We start from the raw sequence: 23,868 nt of genomic DNA on the forward strand, positions 1-23,868 counted from the left end.
CCAGGTCCGCATCGCCGTCCTGAACGGCTACACCGCGCTCGGCATACCCGTTACGGAAGCTGTGGGATATGTACGTCCGGGCAAAGGGGAACCTCCGTGTTCAGCCGATTTGTGCAACAGAGCCGTTGCTGGCATAAGAAGTTGCACTGAGATCGCTCGCAGTGGGTTCGCGTGTTGCAATCAAACAGCCAACGCAGCGCTGCGTGTTTGATGTGGTGCGTAACGTGGTATTGCGGTAGAGAGTTCCAAAAAAATTAAATAATATCGATATTTTAGGAGGATAGTACAGATGATCCTCGGTCCGCCACCTCCCCGATTTCTTGGACAGAATCGGACGCATTCAGCGACCGGCCTCCCTGTGTCGGGCCTCCGTTCAGATCGCGGAACTCTCACATCGACAGTGACGGTCTCGTTTCCGCGGATCGAGCTGCGAAGTGGCTGGATGTCTTACACCTCCGGATCTGGTGCAGAAAACACGGTCTTCTGACATGTCGCCGGTTTCCCGCCTGTGCGGGGAACAAGTTCGCTGTTCCGGGTATCAGATCCTGCGCAAGCGCGGCGGCGGAAACTCGTCGCCGCGCCTCTCAGTGCTTATGCCGCGTGATCGGGTAGTCTTTAGCGACCTACTGAGGGCGATGGGGCGGATGAATACGAAGGAGAAGATCGGTGAGCAGGATCGGCTCGGCGCGCCATCGCTTCACTTCTTGCGCAGGTCGTTCTGCGATTTGATCAGGTTCTCGAGGTCGGTGAGCCGGCCCAACACTTCGTCGCGGTAACTCTCCGTTCGTTCGTTTGACTCCTCGTGATGCGCGTCCTGCATCGAGTTCACGATCAGACCGACCAGAAGGTTCACGACGGCGAAGGTCGTGACCATGATGAAGGGTACGAAGAACAGCCACGCATAGGGGTAGGTTTCCATCACCGGCCGCACGATCCCCATCGACCAGCTTTCGAGGGTCATGATCTGGAACAGCGAATAGGCCGAGAGCCCGAGTGTTCCGAACCAGTCGGGGAAGGCAGTTCCGAAGAGCTTGGTCGCCATGACGGAACCGATGTAGAAGATCACCCCCATGAGCAAGAAGACCGATCCCATCCCCGGCAGCGCGTTCACGAGGCCCTCGACGACGCGGCGCAGTGACGGCGCGACCGACACGACGCGCAAAAGCCGCAGGATGCGCAGCGCGCGCAAAACGCTCAGCCCGCCGGTCGCCGGGATCAGCGAGATGCCGACGATCACGAAGTCGAAGATGCTCCAGCCACGCCGAAAGAAGGCCATGCCGCGCGCGAAGAGCTTCAGTGCGATCTCGGCCACGAAGATGGCGAGGCAGATCCGGTCGAGCAGCAGGATCAGGGACCCTGCGGCCGCCATCGCGGTGTCCGAGGTCTCGAGACCGAGGATGATCGCGTTGAAGAGGATCACGCCGAGAATGAAGTTCTGCACGATCGGCCGGTCGACGAACCGGGCCGCGCGGGCACGCAGGGAAGGATCGGAGATTGCGTCGGAATCTGTCATGCGCGCAGATATCGTGTTCCGACAGGGGCGAGGCAATAGCCCGAACCGCGCAATGTCCGCCAATCCGCGATTTTGTGCGCAGCCCGGAAGGTTGCCGCGATCGGAGCTGCCGCAAGGCACGCGATGGAACAGGGCCGCGGCAGCGACGTTTTCCGACATGACTTCAGCGCCTCGGCACTTCTCGGGACCGATCCGACCATGATGGCGGACCTGTCGCTGACTTACGTGCTTGTGCTGTTTCTCGGCTCGGCGCTTGCCATCGGGATCTGCGGGACGTTGATGACCGGGCTGGCAGACAAGCTTGCCGATCGTACCGGCATGGGCGAGGCGATCGCGGGCGCTGTCATCCTGGGGGCGGCGACCTCGCTGTCGGGAACCATCGTGTCGGTGACCGCAGCACTCGACGGGCGCGCGTCGCTGGCATTCTCCAACTCCGTCGGCGGGATCGCGGCGCAGACGGCGTTCCTGGCGCTCGCCGATATCTCGTTCCGGCGCGCCAACCTCGAACATGCCGCCGCCGAGGCCACGAATATCGTGCAGGGCATCCTGCTGATCTTCCTGCTGATGTTGCCGTTGGCGGCCCTTGTCACACCCGAAGTGACCATTCTGGCCGTGCATCCGGTGTCGTTCCTGATTCCGTTGCTTTACATCGCGGGTCTTCTGGTCAGCCGTTCGGTACGCGAGGAACCGATGTGGAAGCCGGTCGAGACCAGCGAGACCCGCGCCGACACGCCCGACAAGGAGGACGAGGAGACCGCGCAGAAGTCGACTGGCCGGCTCTTCGCGGAATTCGCGGCGCTGATGGCGGTGATGGGCGTGGCGGGCTGGATCATCTCGCGCGCCGGGGCGCAGTTCACCGACCGGCTGGGCCTTTCGGCTTCCCTTGTGGGGGCGCTGATGACGGCGGTGGTGACGTCGCTGCCGGAACTGGTGACCACGCTTGCGGCGGTGCGGCGCGGCGCCCTGCAACTCGCGGTCGGAGGGATCATCGGCGGCAACACGTTCGACACGCTGTTTCTGACCGCCGCGGACGTGTCCTACCGCGAGGGCTCGCTCTACCACGCGGTCACGATGCAGGATTACTTCTGGGTGATAACCGCCGGACTGATGACGACGGCGCTGCTGGCGGGGCTCGTCGTGCGAGAACGTCATGGACCCGGGGGCATCGGGTTCGACAGCCTGGCGCTGCTGGTCCTCTATGCCGGCGCGATCGGCCTGCAGTTGCTGGTCGGAGGCTTCTGAGCACGAAACACGCGCCCGAGGCGGGCGGCCGGTGTGCTACGGGCCGCATTCTCGCAGCGACCGTGCGGCGCATGTGATAGTTCTTGATTCGTGAAAGACCGGCAGACCCCTCCCTTTGATGCCGTTACCGAACCCGACGGGCCATCCGAGGACAGCCTGCTTTATTCCGGGATCGGCGGTGCCGCGCGGGCGCACGAAATCATGCTGCAGCAGGCGGCACGCCTTGCAGGTCTCGGCTATTTCGTCTTCGACACGCAAAGGGAGATCATCGAGGTCTGCTCGGAACGGCATGCGATGATCTTCGACCGGACCCCGCTTCAGTTCATGGCCGACGCCACGGGCCTCAAGGGCGAGATGAACATGATGCACCCCGAGGACGCGGATTCGGTGCGCGCCGCCTACGACCGGCTGCGCATGGGCCGCCCGGTGGATCTCGAATACCGCTTTTTCCGGCGTGACGGATCGGTCGGATACGTCCGCGAATTCGTCGCACCGGAGACCGACGCTTCGGGGCAGGTCATCCGAGGACTGGGCGCCAGCATCGACGTCACCGAGATGCGCCTTGCCGAACAGCGCAGGGCCAATGCCCACCGCCTGGAGGCGCTGGGCGAGTTGACCGCGGGCGTGGCGCATGATTTCAACAACCTCTTCGCGATCATCCTCGGCAACAGCGAACTGGCCCGGGAGGTGCCGGACGAGGCCGAGCTTTGCCACCGCGAGATCGTCCAGGCGGTCCAGCGCGGCAAGTCGCTGACACGGAATCTGCTGAACTTCGCCCAGAAGGCCAGGGTATCGCCGGTCATGGGAGATATCCGCGCCGATATCTCGAAGGCTGCCGAGGCCTTCAACCGCGCCGCTCCGGATGGCGTCGAGGTGACCGTGGGGGTGCCGTCCGAAGCGCTGCCGACCCTGCTCGACCGGGATCAGTTCCAGGCGGTGCTGGCCAACCTGTTCCTCAACGCCCGCGACGCGGTCGCGCCGAGTGGTGCGATCGAAGTGTCGGGCCACCGGGTCGCGCCGGACGAGATTCGCAGGCTGGCGACCGAACACGGGCTCACCGGCAATGCCTTCTGCGTGGTCGAGGTGACGGATAACGGGTGCGGGATGACGCCCGGCGTGCTGCGCCGCGCCGCCGAGCCCTTCTTTACCACGAAAAGCCGCGCGGAGGGCTCGGGCCTCGGGCTGTCGATGGCAACCGGCTTCGTCAACCAGGCCGGCGGCGCGCTCGAGATCGTGTCGCGTGACGGGGCCGGAACGACTGTCAGGCTGTTCTTCCCGCTGGCCGAGGACGCGGCGGACGCGCACCGCGCGTGACCGCGGACAGCGGCGCGAGAGTCCGCGCCGGTGGCGAGCACGCGGTCCACCACCTCGAACCGCTCCCCTGATCTAAATCATGGACCGGTTGCGTTCTGGTGGTACTCTTGCCCCGTGGTTCTACCGAGGGGAGGGGAGACGTATGCGGGTTTCAACTTGGATGGCGGCCGCCGTGATCGCGCTATCCGCGCCGGCACTGGCGCAGGAATACGCCACCGAACAGGAAGATACCGAGGCGGTTCTCGCCCCCGAGGCGTTCTCGCCCTATGCCGGGCGCAACTTCCTCATGCGGCCCTTGTGGGGAGACTCGCACCTGCACACGATGGTGTCGGTCGACGCAGGAACCATGACGCGACTGTCGCAGGAACAGGCGTTCCGGTTCGCCCGTGGCGAAGAGGTCACCACGACGCATGGGCTGCGCGCGAAACTCTCGCGCCCGCTCGATTGGCTGGTGGTCTCGGACCATGCCGAGATGTACGGCCTGATGCCGCAGCTTCTGGGCGGCAACGCCGAGATCCTCAGCACGCCGCAGGGCAAGGCTTGGTACGAGGCGCTGACCGCGGGCGATCCGCAACTGGCCTTCGACACCGCCATGGAGATCGTCGCGTCGCTGTCGGGCGAGGTGGCGCCGATCGACAATCCGAAGGCGATCAAGCACGCTTGGGAGGCTTATACCGCGCTCGCTGACAGCTACAACGAGCCGGGCGTATTCTCGGCCATCATCGGTTACGAATACACCACCGAAGGCGCCAACAACCTGCACCGCAACGTGCTGTTCCGCGACGATGCGACCCGGGCGAACCAGACCCGGCCATTTTCGCAATACGACAGCAAGAACCCCGAGGACCTCTGGACATATCTTGCCGATTACGAGGAAAGGTCCGGGGCCGAGGTGCTGGCAATCCCGCACAATGGCAACCTGTCGAACGGGCGCATGTTCTCGCTCAACGCCTATGACGGCTCGGCCCTGACCGAGGAGATCGCCGCGATGCGGGCGCGGTTCGAACCGCTCTACGAGGCCACCCAGATCAAGGGCGACGGCGAGGCGCACCCGTTCCTCAGCCCGGAAGACGAATTCGCAGACTTCGACACCTGGGACGCGTCGAACCTCAACGGCACCGAGGCCAAGACGCAGGACATGCTGGCCGGGGAATACGCCCGCGAGGCGCTCAAGCGTGGCCTGCAGATCGAACGCGATCTCGGCGTGAACCCGTTCAAGTTCGGCATGGTCGGCTCGACGGACTCGCACACCGGCATGGCAACTGCGCAGGAGGACAATTTCTTCGGCAAGCATTCGGGCGTCGAGCCCGAGCCGCAGCGCTGGGAACACGTGGTGATCGAGGCGCCGGACCCGGACCTGACGATCTACGGCTGGAAACAGGCGGCCGGCGGCCTCGCCGCGGTCTGGGCGCCCGAGAACACCCGCGCAGCGATCTTCGATGCGATGATGCGCAAGGAGACCTATGCCACGACCGGCTCGCGCATGACGGTCCGCTTTTTCGGTGGCTGGAACTTCACCGAAGAGGATACGCTCAGCCGCCTTCCGGCCGACGCTGGCTATTCCAAGGGCGTGCCGATGGGCGGCGACCTTGCCGCCGGACCCGAGGGGGAGGCGCCGAACTTCCTCGTGGCGGCGCTCAAGGACCCGCTGTCGGGCAATCTCGACCGCATCCAGATCGTCAAGGGCTGGATCGACGCAGCCGGCGACACCCACGAAAAGGTCTATGACGTCGCGTGGAACGACGCGCGCACGCTCGGTGCGGACGGCAAGCTGCCCGATGTCGGCAGCACGGTCGACGTGGCCAATGCGACCTGGACCAACTCGATCGGCGCGCCCGAACTCATCGACGTCTGGCAGGACCCCGAGTTCGACGCCGCGGTGCCGTCCTTCTATTACGCGCGCGTGATCGAGATCCCGACACCGCGCTGGACCGCCTACGAGGCCAAGCGTTTCGGCGTCGAGATGTCCGACACGGTTCCGATGACGACCACCGAACGGGCTTATACCTCGCCGATCTGGTACAACCCGGAAGGCTAGGCAGGCGCAGTTTTGGCGAAAGGCCGGCGTCCGTGATCGGGCGTCGGTCTCCAGGATGGCGGGCTGCAAAAACCGGGCCTCGTCACAAAATGCGCGCTCGAAGCATCGACCTTCGGACGGCTTCGGCTCTAGGATGCGCGCGATTTTCCCCTGATCGACACAGGACCCATGAGATTGGCGATGACCCCGCGAACAATTCTGACCTCCCCGCTGATCCATTTCTTCGTGCTGGGCGGCATGATCTTCGCGCTCTATGCACTGCTCGATGACGGCGTGCCGGAGATGTCCGAGGACCAGATCACGCTGACGCAAAGCGACGCCGCGCGGATTGCAGAGCAGTTTCGCGGCACGTGGAACCGTCCGCCAACGGGTGAAGAACTCGAGCAGCTCATGCAGGCACGGGTTCTCGAAGAGGCGCTGGCCCGCGAAGCGATGGCGCTCGGGCTCGACCGCGACGACGCCGTGATCCGCCAGCGCCTGACCACGAAAATGCAGTTTTTGGCGGAAGCGACCGTCGCCTCGATCGAACCGTCCGACGACGCCTTGCAAACCTACCTCGATGCCAATGCCGAGGTCTTCCGCACGCCGGAAAGTGTCGCCTTTCAGCAGGTCGTTCTGCCGATCGACGATCCCGCGGGCCAGGATGACATTCGCGACGCTCTGGCAAACGGAGCGGACCCGGCCAGCGTCGGCGTGGCCAGCATGCTGCCCGCACGCCTGCCGCTCAGCCCGGTTCCGCTCGTGGTCCGTACCTTCGGGGCCGGGTTCGCCGAGGCGCTGGCCGCGCTGCCGGTTGGCGAATGGCAAGGGCCAGTGCAAAGCAGCTATGGCCTGCATGTCGTGAAGGTGACCGAACGCGAGGCGGCCGTCCTGCCGACGCTTGAGCAGATCCGCGACCGGGTCGAGACCGAATGGCGTGCCGATCGCATGCGCGAGGCCCGCGAGGCTTTCGGCGCGGCGCTGCTCGATCGTTACGCGATCACCTTGCCCAAGGTCGACACGGTGCTGTCGCAATGAGCCGGATACTGGTCGCCCTGGCGCTGGTCTGGTCGCTCATGGCTCCGACGATGGCGCCGGGGCATGCGCTGGATCCCGGCTATCTCGAACTTTCGGCACTGGGCGACGATCGCTGGCGGGTGACATGGCGCGTGCCGGACGTTGGCGGAAGGGCGATGCCGCTCGAGGCTCGGCTGCCCGCAACCTGTTCGGCGGACGCCCCGCCGCCGCTTGCCTTCGATGGTCGCGCGTGGACCACGGGCTGGATCGCGACCTGTCCGGGCGGATTGCAGGGCGGGCGGATCGAGATCAGCGGGCTGGAACGGACCAACACCGATACGCTGGTGCGTTACGAGCTGGAACCCGGCCAGAGCCAGGTCAGGCGACTGACCGCGTCCGAGACCGGCTTCGCGATTCCCGAAGCCGCCGGCAAACTGCAGATCATCGGCAGCTACACCGGTCTCGGGATGACCCACATCCTCGAAGGCGTCGACCACCTGTTGTTCGTCTTCGCGCTGCTCTTGCTGATCCGCAGCGGACGGGCGCTGTTCTGGGCCGTCACCGCCTTCACCGTCGCGCACAGCATCACGCTGGGGCTGGCGTCGTTCGAGGTGCTGCGCGTGCCCGGCCCGCCTGTCGAGGCGGTGATCGCTCTGTCGATCGTCTTTCTGGCCTACGAGCTGTCGCTGCCGGAAGGCAGGCGGGATCCGCTAACCACGCGCCTGCCGTGGCTCGTCTCATTCGGTTTCGGGCTGATCCACGGCCTTGGATTCGCCGGGGCGCTGCGCGAGATCGGCCTGCCGCAGGGCGACATCCCGCTGGCGCTTTTTGCCTTCAATCTCGGCGTCGAACTGGGCCAGATCCTCTTTATTCTCGTCATGCTCGCCATCGGCTACGCCGTCCGGTGGGTCTATCCGACGGTGCGGGCGCAAGCGGCCCGGCTGACGCGGGTCGCCAGCTACGGCATCGGCAGCCTTGCCGCGTTCTGGGTGATCGACCGCATTTCCGCTTTCTGAAACGAACCGGGACCACCGCCGCACTGCGCCACTTATGGTAGTGGCGGTTTTCTGTTAGTCTTGCCGTAGGATCCTGTGTCCGTTGGGGGGCGTCGGGAATGCGTAAGGGTAGGACATCCGTCGCGGTGCTGACCGCGTTGCTGTGGGTCGCCGGCGAGCCGGCGGCAGCGCAGATGTTCGGCGACCAGTCCGAAGCCAGCAACTGTGCGTCGGCGGTTGCGGGCAATGTCAGTGACAGCACGATCAGCGTGGTGTGCGGCATGGATCCGGAAATGGTCGTACGCCTCGTCAGCGGGCTCAACTCACCGGATCCCGCGGACCGGGCCGAGGCCTTGCGGATCCTGCGCGCGGGCATGCCCGTGGACAGCCGGCTACAACTCGAGGCGATCGCGGGCTTCTTCGAAACTCTCGGCCGCGAACAGGTGCCGATCGAACGGCTTGCCGACACGTTCGCTGAGATCGCCGAGGAGAACCTTCGTCTGCAGCGGCAGTTGCAGTCCTTCCAGGCCGCCGATGCACCGCAGGCGGATGCACCGGACCTCGCGGCCGCGCTCGAGGTCGACGTCGAGGCGATCGGCGATCTGCGGCGCGAGGCGGGCACGGCGCTGGGAACCGGGGACCACGACCGTGCGCTTGTGGCGCTGGAGGCTGCCGAGGACCTCTACCGGCTCGACGTGATCGAGGAACTGCTACGCGAGCGTCAGCGCAGTAAGGCGGCGCTGGTGGCCGAACAGGCCCAGGTGGAACGCGCGCGGCTCGACCTCGCGGGCGCCGCGGCGTTGTTCGACCGTGCCGCCGCGATGATCGCCCCTTATGATGCCGCCGCGGCCGACACCTACATCGACGAAGCGGCACAAACCCTCTACCAGCTTGGGCGTGACCGGGGCGACGACGTGGCGCTTCGGGCCGCGGTCGAACACTGGACGCGGCTGCTGGACCGGCTGCCGCGCGAAACCAGTCCCGAGGCCTGGGCGGCGACGCAGGACAGCCTGGGGACCGCGCTTGCCGCATTGGGTCAGCGTCAGGCCTCGACCGCGACGCTCGACAGCGCCGTGGTGCATTTCCACGCGGCACTCGAGATCCGCACACGCGACGGTGACCCGCTGGGCTGGGCGGAAACCCAGAACAACCTCGGCAACGTCCTGCGCCATCTGGGCGAGCGGGAACCCGGCACCGCGCGGCTCGAAGCCTCGGCAGCAGCCTACGAGGCGGCCCTGACGGAACGCACGCGCGACGCCGCTCCGGTCGACTGGGCGATCACGCAGCGCAACCTCGGCAGCGTTTTGGCGGTTCTGGGACAGCGCCAGGCGGATACCGCCCGGCTGGACGCCGCTGTCGACAAGTACGGTGCCGCGCTCGAGGTGCTGACCCGGTCCAGCGTGCCGTTCCAATGGGCGCGCACGCAGCTCAACCTCGGCACGGCCCTGCTGCGCATCGGAGAGCGGGAGTCAGGGACCGATACGCTGCAGGCTTCGGCAGATGCCTATCGGGCCGCGCTCGAGGTGCTGACGCGTGCCGAGTTTCCGCTGCAATGGGCCCAGACCCAAAGCAATCTCGGCACCGCCCTGCTGCGGCTCGGGGAACGCGAAGCGGGAACCCAGACGCTGGAACTGGCGGCTGCGGCCCATCGCGCGGCGCTCGAGGAATGGACGCGCGAGAAGGCGCCGCTCGACTGGGCGCAGACCCAGAGCAACCTCGGCGCGGTGCTGCTCGAGATCGGCGAGCGTCAGTCCGGGACGCAGCAGATCGAGGAATCAGTGTCGGCCTTCCGCCTAGCGCTGGAGGAGGCGACCCAAGCCGCCGTGCCCCTCGAATGGGCCGCAGTCCAGAGCAACCTCGGGACGGCCCTGCTGCGGCTTGGAGAACGCGACGACGATCCGGCGCAGATCGACGCGGCGGTGCATGCCTTCGAAGCGGCACTCGTGGAGCGCAAGCGCGACCTGGTGCCGCTCGACTGGGCGCAGACGCAAAGCAACCTCGGAACCGCGCTGCTGCGCTTGGGCGAGCGCGAGCAGGGCAGCGCGAATCTCGCAAGGTCCGTCGAAGCCTACCGGGCTTCGCTGGAAGAACTCAGGCGCGACCGCGTGCCGCTTTACTGGGCGGCGACGCAGAACAATCTCGGCATCGCGCTGGTTCTGCTGAGCGAGCGCGGCGCGGAGGGCGCCGCGCTCGAGGATGCTATCGCGGCCTATCGCGCGGCGCTCGAGGAGCGGCGGCAGGACCTCGTGCCGTGGGACTGGGCGCAGACCCAGCTCAACCTCGGGATCGCCTTGCACCGGCTGGCCGGGCGCGACGCCACGCTGCTCGTGCAGGCGATCGACGCCTATGATGCGGCGCTGGGCATCGTCACGCAGGACCAGGCCCCGGTGGAATGGTCGGTCCTGCAATTCAGCCTCGGGATCGCGCTCGAGACCGTGGCGGCGCAATCCGGCGACGGGGTGGCGATGGCGCGGGCGGCGCGCGCCTACCGTGCCGCCGCCGGGGCGCTTGGCGAGATGGGCCACTCCGGCGCCACGCAGGCGCAGGACAAGGCCACCGCCACCGCGGAACTGGCACGCGCGATGGGAGAGGAGCCCTGGTGATGATCGAGGACCTGTGGACCTTTTTGCAAAACCCCGAGAACCGCGAGACCCTCGGTTGGATCGGCGGCGGGCTTGTCGTTCTGGCTGGCGGTCTCTGGACAGTCATCCAGTCGCGCGCCCGCAAGCCCAAAACCTCCGGCGGGGGCACCGGCGGCACGACCGTAAACTCCGGCAATACGGTCAACTACCGCGCGGGCCTTTCGGGCGGACAGCTTGCGGCGATCCTGCTCTGCATAACCGGACTCGCGCTCTTCGCGATCGCGCAGGGCGGCAACACGGTGACGGCCACGGGTGGCAGCAGCAGCGTAGGCGGTGACGTGGAAGGAAGCACGATCACGGTCGGCGACTGAGCAATGCGTGCACGAGACCGCGCAGCAAGTGGGCGTCGAGGCGCTCCCTGCGTGGCGGAATTGCTTTAAGCCTGAAGAATTAATTTGCATTTGCATATAGCTGCGCCTAGCGTTCACCCAGAGGCGGGGCGCGACACCCGCCGACCACCGCGGCAAAACGCGGGGACCGACACAGGGAGAACGACATGAAGACCATGACCAGACTGATGGCCGCGACCGCTATGGTCTGCGCGGCCCACTCCGCCCAGGCGGAGACCAAGATCGGCATCCTGATGGATATCACGGGGCCGATCGCGAGCTTCATCCCACCGCTCCAGAACGCCGCGAGCCTCGCGTTCAAGCAGGTGAACGAACAGGGCGGCCTGCTTGGCGGCGAGGCGGTGGCCGTGTTCGGCGACACCACCGGTTCGGCTCAGGGTGCCGTCGATGCCGCGGGCAAACTGATCAACGTGGAGAACGTCCCGATCATCATGGGGGCGCTGATGTCCGGCACGACCATCGCGGCGGCCGAGGCGGCGGCGATCCCGGCGGGCGTCGTGCAAATCTCGCCGACGGCCACCTCGCCCGCGATGACCGGCATGGACGACAATGACCTCGTCTACCGCATCGTGCCCTCGGACAACTACCAGGGCGAGGTGCTGGCGCGCATGGTGCTTGACGAGGGCCTCGAGAGTGTCGCGGTCACCTTCGTCAACAACGATTACGGCGTGGGAATCGGCAACACCTTCATCGAAGCCTACAAGGCCGCGGGCGGCGAGATCACCGCGGCGGTCAAGCACGAAGAGAAGAAGGACAGCTACCGCTCCGAGCTTGCCACGCTTAGCCAGGCGGGCGGCGATGCGCTGGTCGTCGTGGCCTATGCCGGCGACAGCGGCGCGAAGATCGTGCGCCAGTCGATCGAGGGCGGGCTTTTCACGCGCTTTGTGGGCACCGACGGTCTGCGCGACGAGGCGCTGATCGCCGATATCGGCGCCGAGGCGCTGGCGAGTTCGTTCTTCTCGTCGCCGACCTCGCCCGAGGACAATCCCGCGCAGGAAACCCTGCACGAACAGTTCAACGCCGAATACGGCGAGGGGGCCGACAAGCCCTTCGTCGACCAGACCTACGACGCGACCTTCTTGGCGCTTCTGGCCGTGGCCAAGGCCGGTTCGACCGACCGCGCCGCGATGGCCCAGGCCTTGCGCGACGTGGCCTCGGCCCCCGGCGAAAAGGTCGGACCGGGCGAGTGGGAGAAGGCCGTGGCGCTGATTGGCGAGGGCCAGGACATCGACTACGACGGCGCCGGTGGCACCTACGACTTCGACGACGCGGGCGACGTCGCGGGCGTGATCGGCAAGTTCGTCGTCGAAGGCGACAGCTACACGCGCGTCGGCATCGTCGAGTAAGCGAGAAAAGGCAGCGCCGCCCCAAGCGGGCGGCGCCACCCAACTGCCGGGAACCGACATGATCACGGTCGAACATGCCAGCGTCAGCTTCGGCGGGCTCAGGGCTTTGCGGGATGTCAGCTTCGACATCACCTCGGGGCGCATCACCGGGCTGATCGGGCCGAACGGGGCCGGCAAGACCACGATGTTCAACGCCATCGCCGGGCACGTACCGCTCAACAGCGGGCGCGTGCTGCTCGAGGGGCGCGACATCACCCGACTGCCGCCGCACGCGCGCGCGCAAATGGGCCTTGCCCGGACGTTCCAGTTGCCGCAGGAGTTCCGCCGCCTCACGGTGCTGGAAAACCTGATGGCCGCGGCGGCGATGCCGCGGGGCGAGAGCGTGCTCAACGTGGTCTTCCGGCGCGGGGCCTACGCGCAGGAGGAACGCGCGGCCTTCGATGCCGCCTGCGAGATCATGGACCTGCTCGAGATCGCGCATGTCGAGCGCGAAGCGGCGGGCAACCTCTCGGGCGGGCAGAAGAAGCTTCTGGAACTCGGGCGGGCGCTGATGCGCAAGCCGCGTGTGGTGCTGCTCGACGAGATCGGGGCCGGGATCAACCGGACGTTGCTGGCCAAGATCGCCGAGAAGATCCGGATGCTGAATACCGACCAGGGTCTGACCTTCTGTCTGATCGAACACGACCTCGCCTATGTCCGCAGCCTCTGCGACGAGGCCATCGTGCTGGTGCAGGGCGAAGTGCTCGTGCGCGGCGACGTCGATACAGTCGAGGCCGACGAGCGCGTGATCGAAGCATACTTCGGTGGCGGAAAATACGAGGCGGCGCAATGACGGCGCTGCTGGAGGTGACGGGGCTCAGCGCGGGCTACGGTGGCGTGCCGGTGATCGAGGAGATCGACCTTGCCGTCGCCGAGCGCGAGATCGCGGTGATCCTCGGACCCAACGGGGCGGGCAAGTCGACCCTGCTCAAGACGGTTTTCGCGCTGACCAGTCGGCTTGAAGGAACGGTGCGCTTCAACGGCCGCGACATCGCCGGGCTGAAGACCTCGGAACTTGTGCCGGCGGGGATCTCCTGCGTGCCGCAGACCCGCAACGTTTTCGCGACGTTGACCGTGGCCGAGAACCTCGACATCGGCACCTATGCGTCTCCTCCGCAGGACAAGCGCGCCTTGCGCGACCGGGTGCTGTCACTCTTTCCCGACCTCGCGGCCAAGCTCAATCAGCCGGCGGGCGAGCTGTCTGGCGGTCAGCGCCAGATGGTGGCGATGGGCCGCGCGCTGATGAGCGCGCCGAAGCTGTTGCTGCTGGATGAGCCCACCGCGGGCCTGTCGCCGGCCTACCTCGAAAAGATCTTCGATTTGCTGCTCGACATCCGCGACAGCGGCGTGACCATCCTCATGGTCGAACAGAACGCACGGCAGGCATTGCACATCGCCGACACCGGTCACGTGCTGGTCAGCGGGCGTAACTACGTTTCGGACACCGGGCGTGTGTTGCTGGCGAACGACGACGTGCGGCGCTCGTTTCTCGGGGGACGGGCGGCATGAACGACCTCGTGATCTTCATCAACCTCTACCTCGTGCCGGGTCTGACCATCGGCAGCATTTACGCGCTGGGCGCGGTCGGAATCTCGATGATCTTCGGGATCCTGCGCTTTGCCCATTTCGCCCACGGCGACCTGATGACGCTGGGCGGCTACGGCGTGCTGACCGCGGTCTGGCTGTTGCCGCTCAGCCCGCTGTTGCTTCTCCCCGTCGGCATCGCCCTCGCCGTGGCGGCGGCTCTGACTGTCGACCGGCTGTTCTACAAACCGTTGCGCGACCTGCCGACAATCTACACGGTGATCGCCTCCTTTGGGGTTGCGCTGATCTTCCGGGCTCTGGTGCAACTCTTCTGGAGTTCCGGAAACCAGGTGTTCCAGTCCGGCGTGCGCCCGCCGCTGGTGATCTTCGACACGTTCCGGATCGCGACCCTGCATGCCCAGGTCATCGTCATCACCCTGCTGATCGCGGTCGCCCTGCATCTCTTTCTCAGCCGCTCGCAGACCGGCCGGTCGATGCGCGCGGTCTCGGACGAACCCGAACTGGCCGCCGTTGCCGGGCTCGACGTCGAGAAGGTCGTGCGCTGGACCTGGATCATCGGGGCAGCGCTTGCCGCCACGGCGGGCGTCTTTGCCGGGATGGACACCAGCATGCACCCCAACCTCGGTTGGAACCTTCTTTTGTCGATGTTCGCCGCCGCCATCCTTGGCGGGATCGGCAAGCCACTCGGGGCCATCGCGGGCGGGCTGATCATCGGCGTCGCGGAAGAACTTGCGACCTATCCCTGGATCGGCAGCGACGCCTTCATTCCGCCCTCCTACAAGTCCGGGGTGGCCTTCGCGATCATGGTCTGCCTGCTGATCTTCCGCCCGCAGGGGCTGTTCAAGGGGAGACTGCTCTGATGGAACTGACGGGCCTTTTCTATTACGGCGTCAGCATCCTGATCGCGGGCGGGATCTACGCAATCCTTTGCCTTGCGCTCAACGTCCAATGGGGCATGGGCGGGCTCTTCAATGCGGGCATTGCCGGTTTCTTCGCCGTCGGGGCCTATGTTTCGGCCCTGCTGACAACGGCGGCGACCGACAAGCATGTCGGCGGGTTCGGCCTGCCGATCCCGCTGGGCCTTCTGGGCGCGATGCTGGTCGCGGGCGTGGTCGGCTGGGCCGTCGCGCGGATCTGCGTCAGGCTGAAAAGCGACTACCTTGCAATGGCCTCGATCGGCATTGCCGAGATCCTGCGCCTGATCATCGTGAACGAGCAATGGCTGACCAACGGCAGCCTCGGCATCTCGGGCATCCCGCGCCCCTTCGGCGACAGCTTCCAGGGACGCAGCGCCGATCTTGTCTATCTCGCCGTGGTCTGGGCGCTGGTGCTGGCGGTCTACCTCTTCAACCAGCGCCTCTATCACAGCCCCTGGGGCCGGGCGATGCGCGCCATTCGCGACAACGAGGCTTCGGCCCGCGCCGCTGGCAAGGACGTTAACCATTTCCGCCGCCAGGCCTTTGCCATCGGGGCCGCGATCATGGGGCTCGGCGGGGCGCTCTCGGCGCATTACTTCAAGTTCCTGTCGCCTTCGGCAACCGAGCCACTGCTCGTCACCTTCCTTGTCTGGGTGATGCTGATGGCGGGCGGGTCCGGCAACAACCGCGGTGCGGTCCTCGGCGGCGTGGCGATCTGGTTCTTGTGGTCGGTGACCGAGATTTTCGCCAACCGCCTGCCGCCCGACTGGATCACCCGGTCGTCCTACATCCGGATGCTGCTCGTCGGGCTCCTCTTGCAGGTCGTGCTGCAACGCTACCGCGCCGGGCTTTTGCCGGAGAAATCACCGGAACTTCCGTTCCGACGCAGCGAGAGGACGTCGCGATGAAGGACTGGCAACGCAACAGCGCACCGCGGCCCGAGGGGTACTTCCTCTATCATTCCATCGGCATGTATCCCGGCAAGGAGGAAGAGCTTGCCGCCGCGATGGCCGAGTTCGCCGCGATCTACGGCGCGCCCGACGACAAGCAATGGGGCTACATGCTGCGCAAGCGGCAGGACTTCATCGACCATTGGCGGCACATCATCGGGGCCGAGAAAGGGTCGGTCACCGCCTGTGACAGCGTCACGCAGGGCGTGCATTCGATCGTCACCGCGCTGCCCGAGGCGCGGCTCAGGGGCAAGCGCCTGCTGATCGCCGAGGACTGCTTTCCTTCCGTGCATTTCCTGCTGGCGGGTCTGCAGGAGCGGCTCGGCTTCACGCTCGACACCGTGCCCAAGCGCGATGGCGCGACCTGGGTCGAGGACGACGATTTCATCGCCGCCTGGGGGCCGGACGTGGGGCTGGCGCTGATCACCTGGGTCACCTCCACCGCCTCCTACCGGTGCGACCTTGACCGGCTGGTCGCGCATGGACGCGAAAGAGGCAGCATGATCGGCGTCGACATCACCCAGGCGGCGGGTCTGGTGCCCTTCGACGTGATGGCGCCGCGCATCGATTTTGCCATCTCGACCAGCCTAAAGTGGATGTGCGGCACGCCCGGGGCCGGCATGATCTACGTCGACAAGCCGCTGATCCCGGAGTTCGAGCCCGAGCTGCGTGGCTGGTTCTCGCAGAACAACCCGTTCTCCTGGGCGCTCGACAAGTTCCAATATGCGCCCGATGCAAGGCGCTTCGACAGCGGCACGCCTGCCTCGATGGCAGCCATCGCTTCGGTTCCAGCCCTGAAATGGCACGCCGCGCAGGACCGCGCGAAGATGCTGCGGCACAACCGCGACCTCGTCGACAGGATCATCGAACGCGCCGACGCGCTGAACCTGCCGCTACAGTCGCCGCGCGAAGCCGAGCGGCGCGGCGGCTCGGTGATGCTGCGCATGCCGAGCAAGGCCGAGGCCGGTGCCGTGACCGGCGCGCTGGGGGTCGAGGGCATCTCGGTCGATTTCCGCGACGCGCTGATGCGGCTGTCGCCGGGCGTCCTGACGCGGGCGGACGAAGTCGAGCGCGCTTTCGACATCGTCGCGCGGACCATGAAACGCCGCACATCCCGTTTTGCGGGCCGCATGCCCGAAGGGGCGACTGCACCTGCCGCCGATCCGAAGGCGGTGCTCGCGGGATTGGCCGGGGCCCTGTCGGGGGGCGGCCTGAAGGTCGTCGACTGCACCGCCCCGCTGGGCCCCGATACCCCGATCCTGCGGCTGCCCAAGGGGTTCGCCAAGGACACGCCGAAGGTCGAGATCCACAAGATCAGCGAATACGATGCCGACGGCCCGTTCTTCGCCTGGAATTGGCTCAAACTCGGCGAGCATTCGGGCACGCATTTCGACGCGCCGCACCACTGGTTGTCGGGCAAGGACTTTCCCGATGGCTTCACCGACACGCTTGACGTGCAACGCTTGATCGCGCCGGCCAACGTCATCGACTGTTCCGCGGATTGCGCCGCCGATTCCGACTTCCTGCTCGACGTCGACCGGGTGCGGGCCTGGGAGGCACAACATGGCGAGATTAGGCCGGGCGAGTGGGTGCTGATGCGCTCGGACTGGGACCGGCGGGCGGAGGACGAGGAGGCGTTTCTCAACGACGATCCCGACCCGCTCGAAGACGGATCGCACAGTCCGGGACCGACCACCCAGTGCATCGACTACCTTCTGTCGAAAGGCATCGTCGGCTGGGGCAGCCAGTGCATCGGCACCGATGCCGGAATGGCGGGAAAATTCTCGCCGCCCTATCCCGCGCACAACTATCTGCACCGCGACAACTGCTTCGGGCTTGCCAGCCTCGCCAACCTCGACCAGTTGCCGCCGAAAGGCGCGATCCTGATCGTTACGCCGCTGAAAATCGAGCGCGGGACGGGCAGTCCGGTCCGGGCGCTGGCGCTGGTGCCCGGCAACGCAACACAAGGAGAAGCGACATGAGCCATGACACTTTGCAGGACCTTGGCGCCTTGATCGCCTCGGGCGGAATCGAGGTGGTGGATTGCTCGGGCACGCTTGGGCCCTCGACGCCGATCCTGCAACTGCCGGAGGATTTCGCGAAGAACACGCCGAAGGTCGAGATCCACAAGATCAGCGAATATGACGCCGACGGGCCGTTCTTTGCCTGGAACTGGCTCAAGCTCGGCGAGCATTCGGGCACGCATTTCGATGCCCCGCACCACTGGATCACCGGCAAGGACCATGCCGACGGTTATACCGACACGCTCGACGTCAACCGGCTGGTGGCACCGGTCAACGTCATCGACTGCACCGCCGAATGCGCCGCAGATCCCGATTTCCTGCTGACCGCCGATCTGGTGAAGGAATGGGAGGCCGAGCATGGCGAGATCGGCACGGGCGAGTGGGTCGTGATGCGCAGCGACTGGGACAAGCGGGCCAGCGACGAGGCGGCGTTTCTCAATGCCGACGAGACCGGCCCGCACAGCCCCGGGCCGACGCCCGACTGCATCGAATATCTTCTGTCCAAGGGGATCGTCGGCTGGGGCAGCCAGTGCATCGGCACCGATGCCGGACAGGCCGGCGGGATGGAGCCGCCGTTTCCGGCCCACAACCTGCTGCACCGCGACAACTGCTTCGGCCTTGCAAGCCTCGCCAACCTCGACAGGTTGCCGCCCAAAGGCGCGATCCTGATCGCGGCGCCGCTCAAGATCGAGCGTGGCACCGGCAGCCCGATCCGGGCGCTGGCGCTGGTGCCGAAGGCGGAGGTGCAAGGGTGACCGAAACCGCCGGACAGCAGGCAAGGACCACGGACGGGGACGATCCGCGCCTCGGCGAGATCGGTCTCGACAATTTCGCGCCTTACCTGATGAACCGCATCATGGGGCGTTACAATGCGGCCCTGCGCGACGAAATGGCCGAGCTTGGCCTGACCACGCCGCAGATGCGCGCACTTGCGGTCCTGTCGGTCATGGACGGGCTTCTGATCCGCGACCTTGCCGTCTACGCCGTGGTCGAGCAGTCGACCCTGTCGCGTGCGCTCGACAAGCTGGCGCGCGACGGCAAGATCCGGCGCGAAAGCGATCCCGGCGACAGCCGCGCGGTGCGCATCTTCCTAACAGAGGCAGGGCGCGACGACTACGTCCGGCTCTGGCCGCACATGGCGCGGTCGTATCGCAACATGTTCCGCGGCATCGAGACCACCGAGCGCCGGGTGTTCGTGGAAACGCTCCAGAAAATCCTGAGAAACGTGAGGGTGCATGACTTCTGAGCACCCGCAAATGGAAGGAGAAGGCTGATGGCCGAACGATCCTTCAAGGCCGAGGTCGAGGACCTGCGCAAGGGCGCGGGAGAGACGTTTACCGGCGAGGGCATCCTCGCCATCACCAAGGCGCTGCTGGAAAACGGTGTCGGCTATGTCGGCGGCTACCAGGGCGCACCGATCAGCCACCTGATGGACGTGCTGTCGGACGCCGAGGACCTGCTTGGCGAACTGGGCGTACGTTTCGAAGCCAATGCCTCGGAAGCCGCCGCCGCCGCGATGCTTGCGGCAAGCGTTCACTACCCGATCCGGGGGGCGGTGACCTTCAAGGGTGCGGTCGGCGTCAACGTCGCCTCGGACGCGCTGGCCAACCTGTCGTCCTCGGGCGTGACCGGCGGGGCGCTGGTGATCGTGGGCGAGGATTACGGCGAAGGGTCGTCGATCATGCAGGAACGCAGCCACGCCTTCGCAATGAAATCGCAGTTCTGGATGCTCGACCCGCGCCCGAACCTGCCGTCGATCGTCAAGGCCGTCGATGACGGCTTCGCGCTCAGCGAGGCCTCGGGCACGCCAGTGATGCTGATGGTGCGCATCCGCTCGTGCCATGTCACGGGGCAGTTCGAGACTCGCGACAACAAACGCCCCGACCTGACGGTGCGCGACGCGCTTGCCAGCCCGCGCAAGGATTTCTCGCGCGTGGTGCTGCCGCCGATGAGCTACGCGCACGAGCAGGACAAGGTGAACCGGCGCTGGCCGGCGGCCGAGGCATTCATCCGCGAGAAGGGCCTCAACGAGGTCTTCGGACCCAAGCGCGCGCCGGTCGGAATTGTCTGCCAGGGCGGGATGTACAACGGCGTCATCCGTGCCCTCCAACGCCTCGGGCTCGCCGACATCTACGGTGAGACGCAGGTGCCGCTTTATTGCCTGAACGTGACCTATCCGCTGGTGCGCGACGAGTTCCTGGACTTCTGCGAGGGCAAGGAGTCGCTGCTGGTCGTCGAGGAAGGCCAGCCGGAGTTCATCGAGCAGCAGCTTGCCGCCATGCTCTACCGCGACGGGCGCAAAGTCGAACTCTGCGGCAAGGGCGTGTTGCCGATGGCGGGCGAGTACACCGGGCAGGTGCTGCTCGACGGGCTGTCCGAGTTCATCCGCAGCCGCGCGCCGCAGCTTCTGCCCGACAGCGTGCGCGCGCCCAATGCCGCGGCACCCGAGATCCCGGACCTGTCGCAGACCGTGCCGGTGCGCCCGCCGGGATTCTGCACCGGCTGCCCCGAGCGTCCGATCTTCGCCGCGATGAAGCTGGTGCAGAAAGAGCTGGGCCAGCACCAGATCAGCGGCGACATCGGCTGCCACCTCTTTGCCGCGCTGCCGCCTTTCGAGATCGGCGGCCAGACGATGGGGTACGGGCTTGGTCCCGCCTCGAACGCCGCCTTCGACGGCGGCGGCGAGAAGCGCGCGATCTCGATCCTCGGCGACGGTGGCTTCTGGCACAATGGGCTGTCGTCTTCGATCGGCAACATGGTCTTCAACAAGGCCGACAGCGTGGCGCTGATCGTCGACAACTACTATTCCGCCGCCACCGGCGGGCAGGACGTGCTGTCGAGCCGGGCCGAGAACGACACCAAGGCGACCAACCATCCGATCTCGGAGGCGCTTAAGGGTATCGGGGTGAAGTGGGTGCGCCAGATCGACCGGACCTATGACGTGCCGAAGATGGCCGCGGTGCTGCGCGAGGCGCTGACGACCGATTACGCCGGTCCGAAGGTGATCGTGGCCTCGAGCGAATGCATGCTCAACCGGCAGCGCCGAGAGCGTCCGCTGCGCGCCAAGGCGGTGAAGGAAGGTCGCCGGGTCGAGGCGCCGCGCTTTGGCGTGGACGAGGCGGTCTGCACCGGCGATCACGCCTGCATGCGCCTCTCGGGTTGCCCGTCGCTGTCACTCAAACGCCTCGACGATCCGCTGCGCGACGATCCCGTCGCCTCGATCGACCAGACCTGCGTGGGCTGCGGCAACTGTGGCGAGGTGGCCGATGCCGCGATCCTCTGCCCGTCTTTCTACCGCGCCGACGTGGTTCACAATCCGGGCGGTTTCGAAAGCTGGTGGGCCGGAAAGCGCGCCGCCGCGATCGACTGGCTGATGGCCCGGCGCGAGGCGAAGAGCCTGAGTTTCACGGAGCGGCGGGTATGAACGACGCCGCACCAGACCTCGCACCGCGCGCGCCCGACACGCGCCTTGACGGCATGATCAAGCTTGCCGTCATGGCCGTGGGCGGGCAGGGCGGCGGCGTGCTGACCAACTGGATCGAGGACCTGGCCCGCGCCGAGGGCTATGCCTGCCAGGCCACCAGCGTCGCGGGCGTCGCGCAGCGAACCGGGGCCACGATCTACTACGTCGAGATGGTGCCGGAGGCCGATGGGCACGCGCCGGTCTTCTCGCTGGCCCCGGCGGCAGGCGACGTCGACATCCTGATCGCTGCCGAGATGATGGAGGCGGGCCGGGCGATCCTGCGCGGCTTCGTGACCCCGGACCGCACCACGCTCGTCGCCTCGACCCATCGGGCGCTGGCGGTGTCCGAAAAGACCGTGCCGGGTGACGGCATAGCCACCGCTGAAGAAGTGCGCGCCGCGGCCGAGGTCGCGGCGCGGCGGGTGATCTTCGCGAATATGGAACGTCTCGCCGTCGCGCAGGGCTCGGTGATCTCCGCGTCGCTCTTCGGGGCGCTGGCGGGGTCCGGCGCCTTACCTTTCGCGCGGGCCTCCTTCGAGCAGGCGATCCGTCGCGGCGGGCGCGGCGTGGAGCCGTCGCTGCGCGCCTTCGCCGAAGGGTTCGACGCGGCGCGCGGACGCGCGCCGGAAGCGTCAGGCGGCGAAGACGCAGCCGTGGACGGTCCGCCGCTCGGACCGCAAGACCTGCGCGCAACCTGGGATGCGCTGGAACGACGGGCGCGCGCGCTGCCAGAGCCCGTGGTCCCGATGGCGCTCGCCGGGTTGCGCAAGTTGGTCGATTTCCAGGATGCGGATTATGGAACCGAGTACCTTGTTCGCCTCGACGCACTGCGCCAGCGCGACCGCAGCGACAAAGGCTTCGAATTCACCCGCGAGGCCGCGAAACATGTCGCCAACGCGATGGCCTATGACGATGTGATCCGCGTGGCCGGATTGAAGACACGGCGAGACCGTTTCGCGCGCATCCGCGACGAGATGGGGGCGGGCGAGACGACGCTGATGCATGTCACCGAATTCATGCACCCGCGCGCCGAAGAGATCGCCGGCATGCTGCCCGCCGGGCTGGGCGCGCGCGTCACGGCCTCCCGGCGCGCGATGCGCCTGCTCGACCGGCTATTCAACCGCGGCCGCCGGTTGCGCACCGACGGGTTGCGCGGGTTTGTCATGCTCTACATTGTCGCCGGGCTGCGCGGTTGGCGCCGACGCAGCCATCGCCATGCGCAGGAACAGGCGCACCTGTCGGCATGGCTCGACACCGCGCTGGGGCATCTCGACACCGACTATACGCTCGCCGTTGAGATCCTGCGCTGCCGACGACTGATCAAGGGCTATTCCGACACCCACGCCCGGGGCCTGTCCAAGTTCGACCGGGTGCTCGGCGGGGCGGCGCAGGTCGCCGGGCGCGCGGATGCCGCGCAATGGGTCGCGCGCCTGCGCGAGGCGGCTCTCGCCGACGAGGAAGGCACCGCGCTCGACGGAGCGCTGCGTACCATCGACAGCTTCACCACGGACACCAAAAACAGGGAGGAAAGAAAATGAGGACATATCTTGCGGCCGCGGCAATGGCCCTTCTGGCGACAAGCGCCGTGCAGGCCGAAGAGGTCACGCTCCGCGGGGTTACGGCCTTCGCGGGCGGTACGACCTTCAGCCGGCCCTTTGAGGCCTTCGTCGAACGCGTCAACGAGACCGGCGCCGGGGTCGTGCAGATCGACTACGTGGGCGGACCGGAAGCCGTTCCGCCGTTCGAGCTGGGCAACGCCGTGAGCGAGGGCGTCGTGGACATCGCCAACAACACGACCGCCTTCTACACCAACCTGCTGCCCGCGGGCGATGCGCTGCATCTGGCCACCAACACGATCCAGGATCAGCGCGCCAACGGCTGCTATGACAAGATCGACGCGCTGCACCAGGAACAGATGAACGTGAAGTTCCTGGCCCGGACCGGCGACAACATCCAGTTCCACCTCTACCTGACCAAGCCCATCGACGGGCCGGATCTTTCCGGTCTCACGATCCGGACCACGCCGGTCTATCGCGCGATGTTCGAGGCATTGGGCGCGACGCTGGTGCGCACCGCACCAGGCGACGTCTATACCTCGCTTGAACGCGGGGCCATCGACGGTTACGGCTGGCCGGTGCAGGGCGTGCTCGACCTCGGCTGGGACGAGCAGACCAAGTACCGCGTCGATCCCGGCTTCTACCAGGTCGACGTCAACTTCCTCGTCAACCTCGACCGCTGGAACGAACTCAGCGACGAGGCGAAATCGGTGCTGGAAGAGGCCGCCGCCTGGACCGAGGAGCGCAACGCCGAGAACATCGACATCAATGCCAGCGAGGTCGAGAAACAGGCCGCGGCCGGGATCGAGACCATTGCCTTCGATGACGACAAGGCCGCGCAATGGCTGGAAACGGCACAAGAGGCCGGCTGGGCCGGCGTGGCCGCGATCGACGCCGCACTCGCCGATGAACTCAAGGCCTGCCTGGTCGACTGAACA

19 protein-coding genes are annotated in these 23,868 nt (G+C 66.5%); 18 read left to right on the forward strand and 1 reads right to left on the reverse strand.

Going from position 1 to position 23,868, the window contains the following annotated elements; genetic code table 11:
- Positions 1-697: 697 nt before the first annotated feature.
- Positions 698-1,513 (reverse strand): ion transporter, encoded by an 816-nt coding sequence (locus tag R5H30_RS20220; protein ID WP_318330488.1) that lies wholly within the window; start codon positions 1,511-1,513, stop codon positions 698-700.
- 198 nt (positions 1,514-1,711) lie between these two features.
- Here R5H30_RS20220 and R5H30_RS20225 point away from each other — a divergent pair, with 198 nt between their 5' ends.
- From R5H30_RS20225 to dctP, 18 genes are all read left to right on the forward strand, one after another.
- Positions 1,712-2,755: a sodium:calcium antiporter gene (locus tag R5H30_RS20225; RefSeq protein ID WP_318330646.1), complete on the forward strand. Its 1,044-nt coding sequence runs from the start codon at positions 1,712-1,714 to the stop codon at positions 2,753-2,755.
- Positions 2,756-2,845: 90 nt separating this feature from the next.
- Positions 2,846-4,069: a two-component system sensor histidine kinase NtrB gene (locus R5H30_RS20230; protein WP_318330489.1), complete on the forward strand. Its 1,224-nt coding sequence runs from the start codon at positions 2,846-2,848 to the stop codon at positions 4,067-4,069.
- Between the two features lie 142 nt (positions 4,070-4,211).
- Positions 4,212-6,107 (forward strand): DUF3604 domain-containing protein, encoded by a 1,896-nt coding sequence (locus tag R5H30_RS20235; RefSeq protein ID WP_318330490.1) that lies wholly within the window; start codon positions 4,212-4,214, stop codon positions 6,105-6,107.
- A 180-nt stretch (positions 6,108-6,287) separates the two neighbouring features.
- Positions 6,288-7,124 carry a peptidylprolyl isomerase gene (locus R5H30_RS20240; protein WP_318330491.1) on the forward strand — a complete coding sequence of 279 codons (837 nt, stop codon included), beginning with the start codon at positions 6,288-6,290 and terminating at the stop codon, positions 7,122-7,124.
- On the forward strand, positions 7,121-8,119 hold the full coding sequence (locus R5H30_RS20245; RefSeq protein ID WP_318330492.1) for a HupE/UreJ family protein: 999 nt from the start codon (positions 7,121-7,123) through the stop codon (positions 8,117-8,119). Before R5H30_RS20240 ends, R5H30_RS20245 begins: the two co-directional genes overlap by 4 nt.
- A gap of 98 nt (positions 8,120-8,217) precedes the next feature.
- Positions 8,218-10,701, forward strand: coding sequence for a tetratricopeptide repeat protein (locus tag R5H30_RS20250; protein WP_318330493.1), 2,484 nt, complete (start codon positions 8,218-8,220; stop codon positions 10,699-10,701).
- Positions 10,701-11,051 (forward strand): hypothetical protein, encoded by a 351-nt coding sequence (locus R5H30_RS20255; protein ID WP_318330494.1) that lies wholly within the window; start codon positions 10,701-10,703, stop codon positions 11,049-11,051. The genes R5H30_RS20250 and R5H30_RS20255 overlap by 1 nt, the downstream gene beginning before the upstream one ends.
- Positions 11,052-11,236: 185 nt before the next feature.
- Entirely contained in the window at positions 11,237-12,436 is a 1,200-nt protein-coding gene (locus tag R5H30_RS20260) for an ABC transporter substrate-binding protein (RefSeq protein ID WP_318330495.1), read from the forward strand.
- A 58-nt stretch (positions 12,437-12,494) separates the two neighbouring features.
- Complete coding sequence (locus tag R5H30_RS20265) at positions 12,495-13,268, forward strand: ABC transporter ATP-binding protein (RefSeq protein ID WP_318330496.1); 774 nt, start codon at positions 12,495-12,497, stop codon at positions 13,266-13,268.
- Positions 13,265-13,984: an ABC transporter ATP-binding protein gene (locus R5H30_RS20270; protein WP_318330497.1), complete on the forward strand. Its 720-nt coding sequence runs from the start codon at positions 13,265-13,267 to the stop codon at positions 13,982-13,984. Before R5H30_RS20265 ends, R5H30_RS20270 begins: the two co-directional genes overlap by 4 nt.
- A complete protein-coding gene (locus R5H30_RS20275; RefSeq protein ID WP_318330499.1) occupies positions 13,981-14,880 on the forward strand; it encodes a branched-chain amino acid ABC transporter permease in 900 nt (299 codons plus the stop codon). Before R5H30_RS20270 ends, R5H30_RS20275 begins: the two co-directional genes overlap by 4 nt.
- Positions 14,880-15,845, forward strand: coding sequence for a branched-chain amino acid ABC transporter permease (locus tag R5H30_RS20280; protein WP_318330500.1), 966 nt, complete (start codon positions 14,880-14,882; stop codon positions 15,843-15,845). Before R5H30_RS20275 ends, R5H30_RS20280 begins: the two co-directional genes overlap by 1 nt.
- The gene (locus R5H30_RS20285) at positions 15,842-17,869 is read left to right on the forward strand and encodes an aminotransferase class V-fold PLP-dependent enzyme (protein ID WP_318330501.1); all 2,028 of its coding nucleotides are present in this window, start codon (positions 15,842-15,844) and stop codon (positions 17,867-17,869) included. Before R5H30_RS20280 ends, R5H30_RS20285 begins: the two co-directional genes overlap by 4 nt.
- A complete protein-coding gene (locus R5H30_RS20290; protein ID WP_318330502.1) occupies positions 17,866-18,666 on the forward strand; it encodes a cyclase family protein in 801 nt (266 codons plus the stop codon). Before R5H30_RS20285 ends, R5H30_RS20290 begins: the two co-directional genes overlap by 4 nt.
- The gene (locus R5H30_RS20295) at positions 18,663-19,157 is read left to right on the forward strand and encodes a MarR family winged helix-turn-helix transcriptional regulator (RefSeq protein ID WP_318330503.1); all 495 of its coding nucleotides are present in this window, start codon (positions 18,663-18,665) and stop codon (positions 19,155-19,157) included. Before R5H30_RS20290 ends, R5H30_RS20295 begins: the two co-directional genes overlap by 4 nt.
- Positions 19,158-19,184: 27 nt before the next feature.
- A complete protein-coding gene (locus tag R5H30_RS20300) occupies positions 19,185-21,335 on the forward strand; it encodes a thiamine pyrophosphate-dependent enzyme (RefSeq protein WP_318330504.1) in 2,151 nt (716 codons plus the stop codon).
- Positions 21,332-22,912 (forward strand): indolepyruvate oxidoreductase subunit beta family protein, encoded by a 1,581-nt coding sequence (locus R5H30_RS20305; RefSeq protein WP_318330505.1) that lies wholly within the window; start codon positions 21,332-21,334, stop codon positions 22,910-22,912. Before R5H30_RS20300 ends, R5H30_RS20305 begins: the two co-directional genes overlap by 4 nt.
- Positions 22,909-23,865 carry a TRAP transporter substrate-binding protein DctP gene (gene dctP / locus R5H30_RS20310; protein ID WP_318330506.1) on the forward strand — a complete coding sequence of 319 codons (957 nt, stop codon included), beginning with the start codon at positions 22,909-22,911 and terminating at the stop codon, positions 23,863-23,865. The genes R5H30_RS20305 and dctP overlap by 4 nt, the downstream gene beginning before the upstream one ends.
- Positions 23,866-23,868 lie beyond the last annotated feature (3 nt).

It is taken from the genome of Roseobacter sp. FCG-D35, from assembly GCF_033436665.1.
Taxonomy (GTDB): domain Bacteria; phylum Pseudomonadota; class Alphaproteobacteria; order Rhodobacterales; family Rhodobacteraceae; genus JAWQFO01.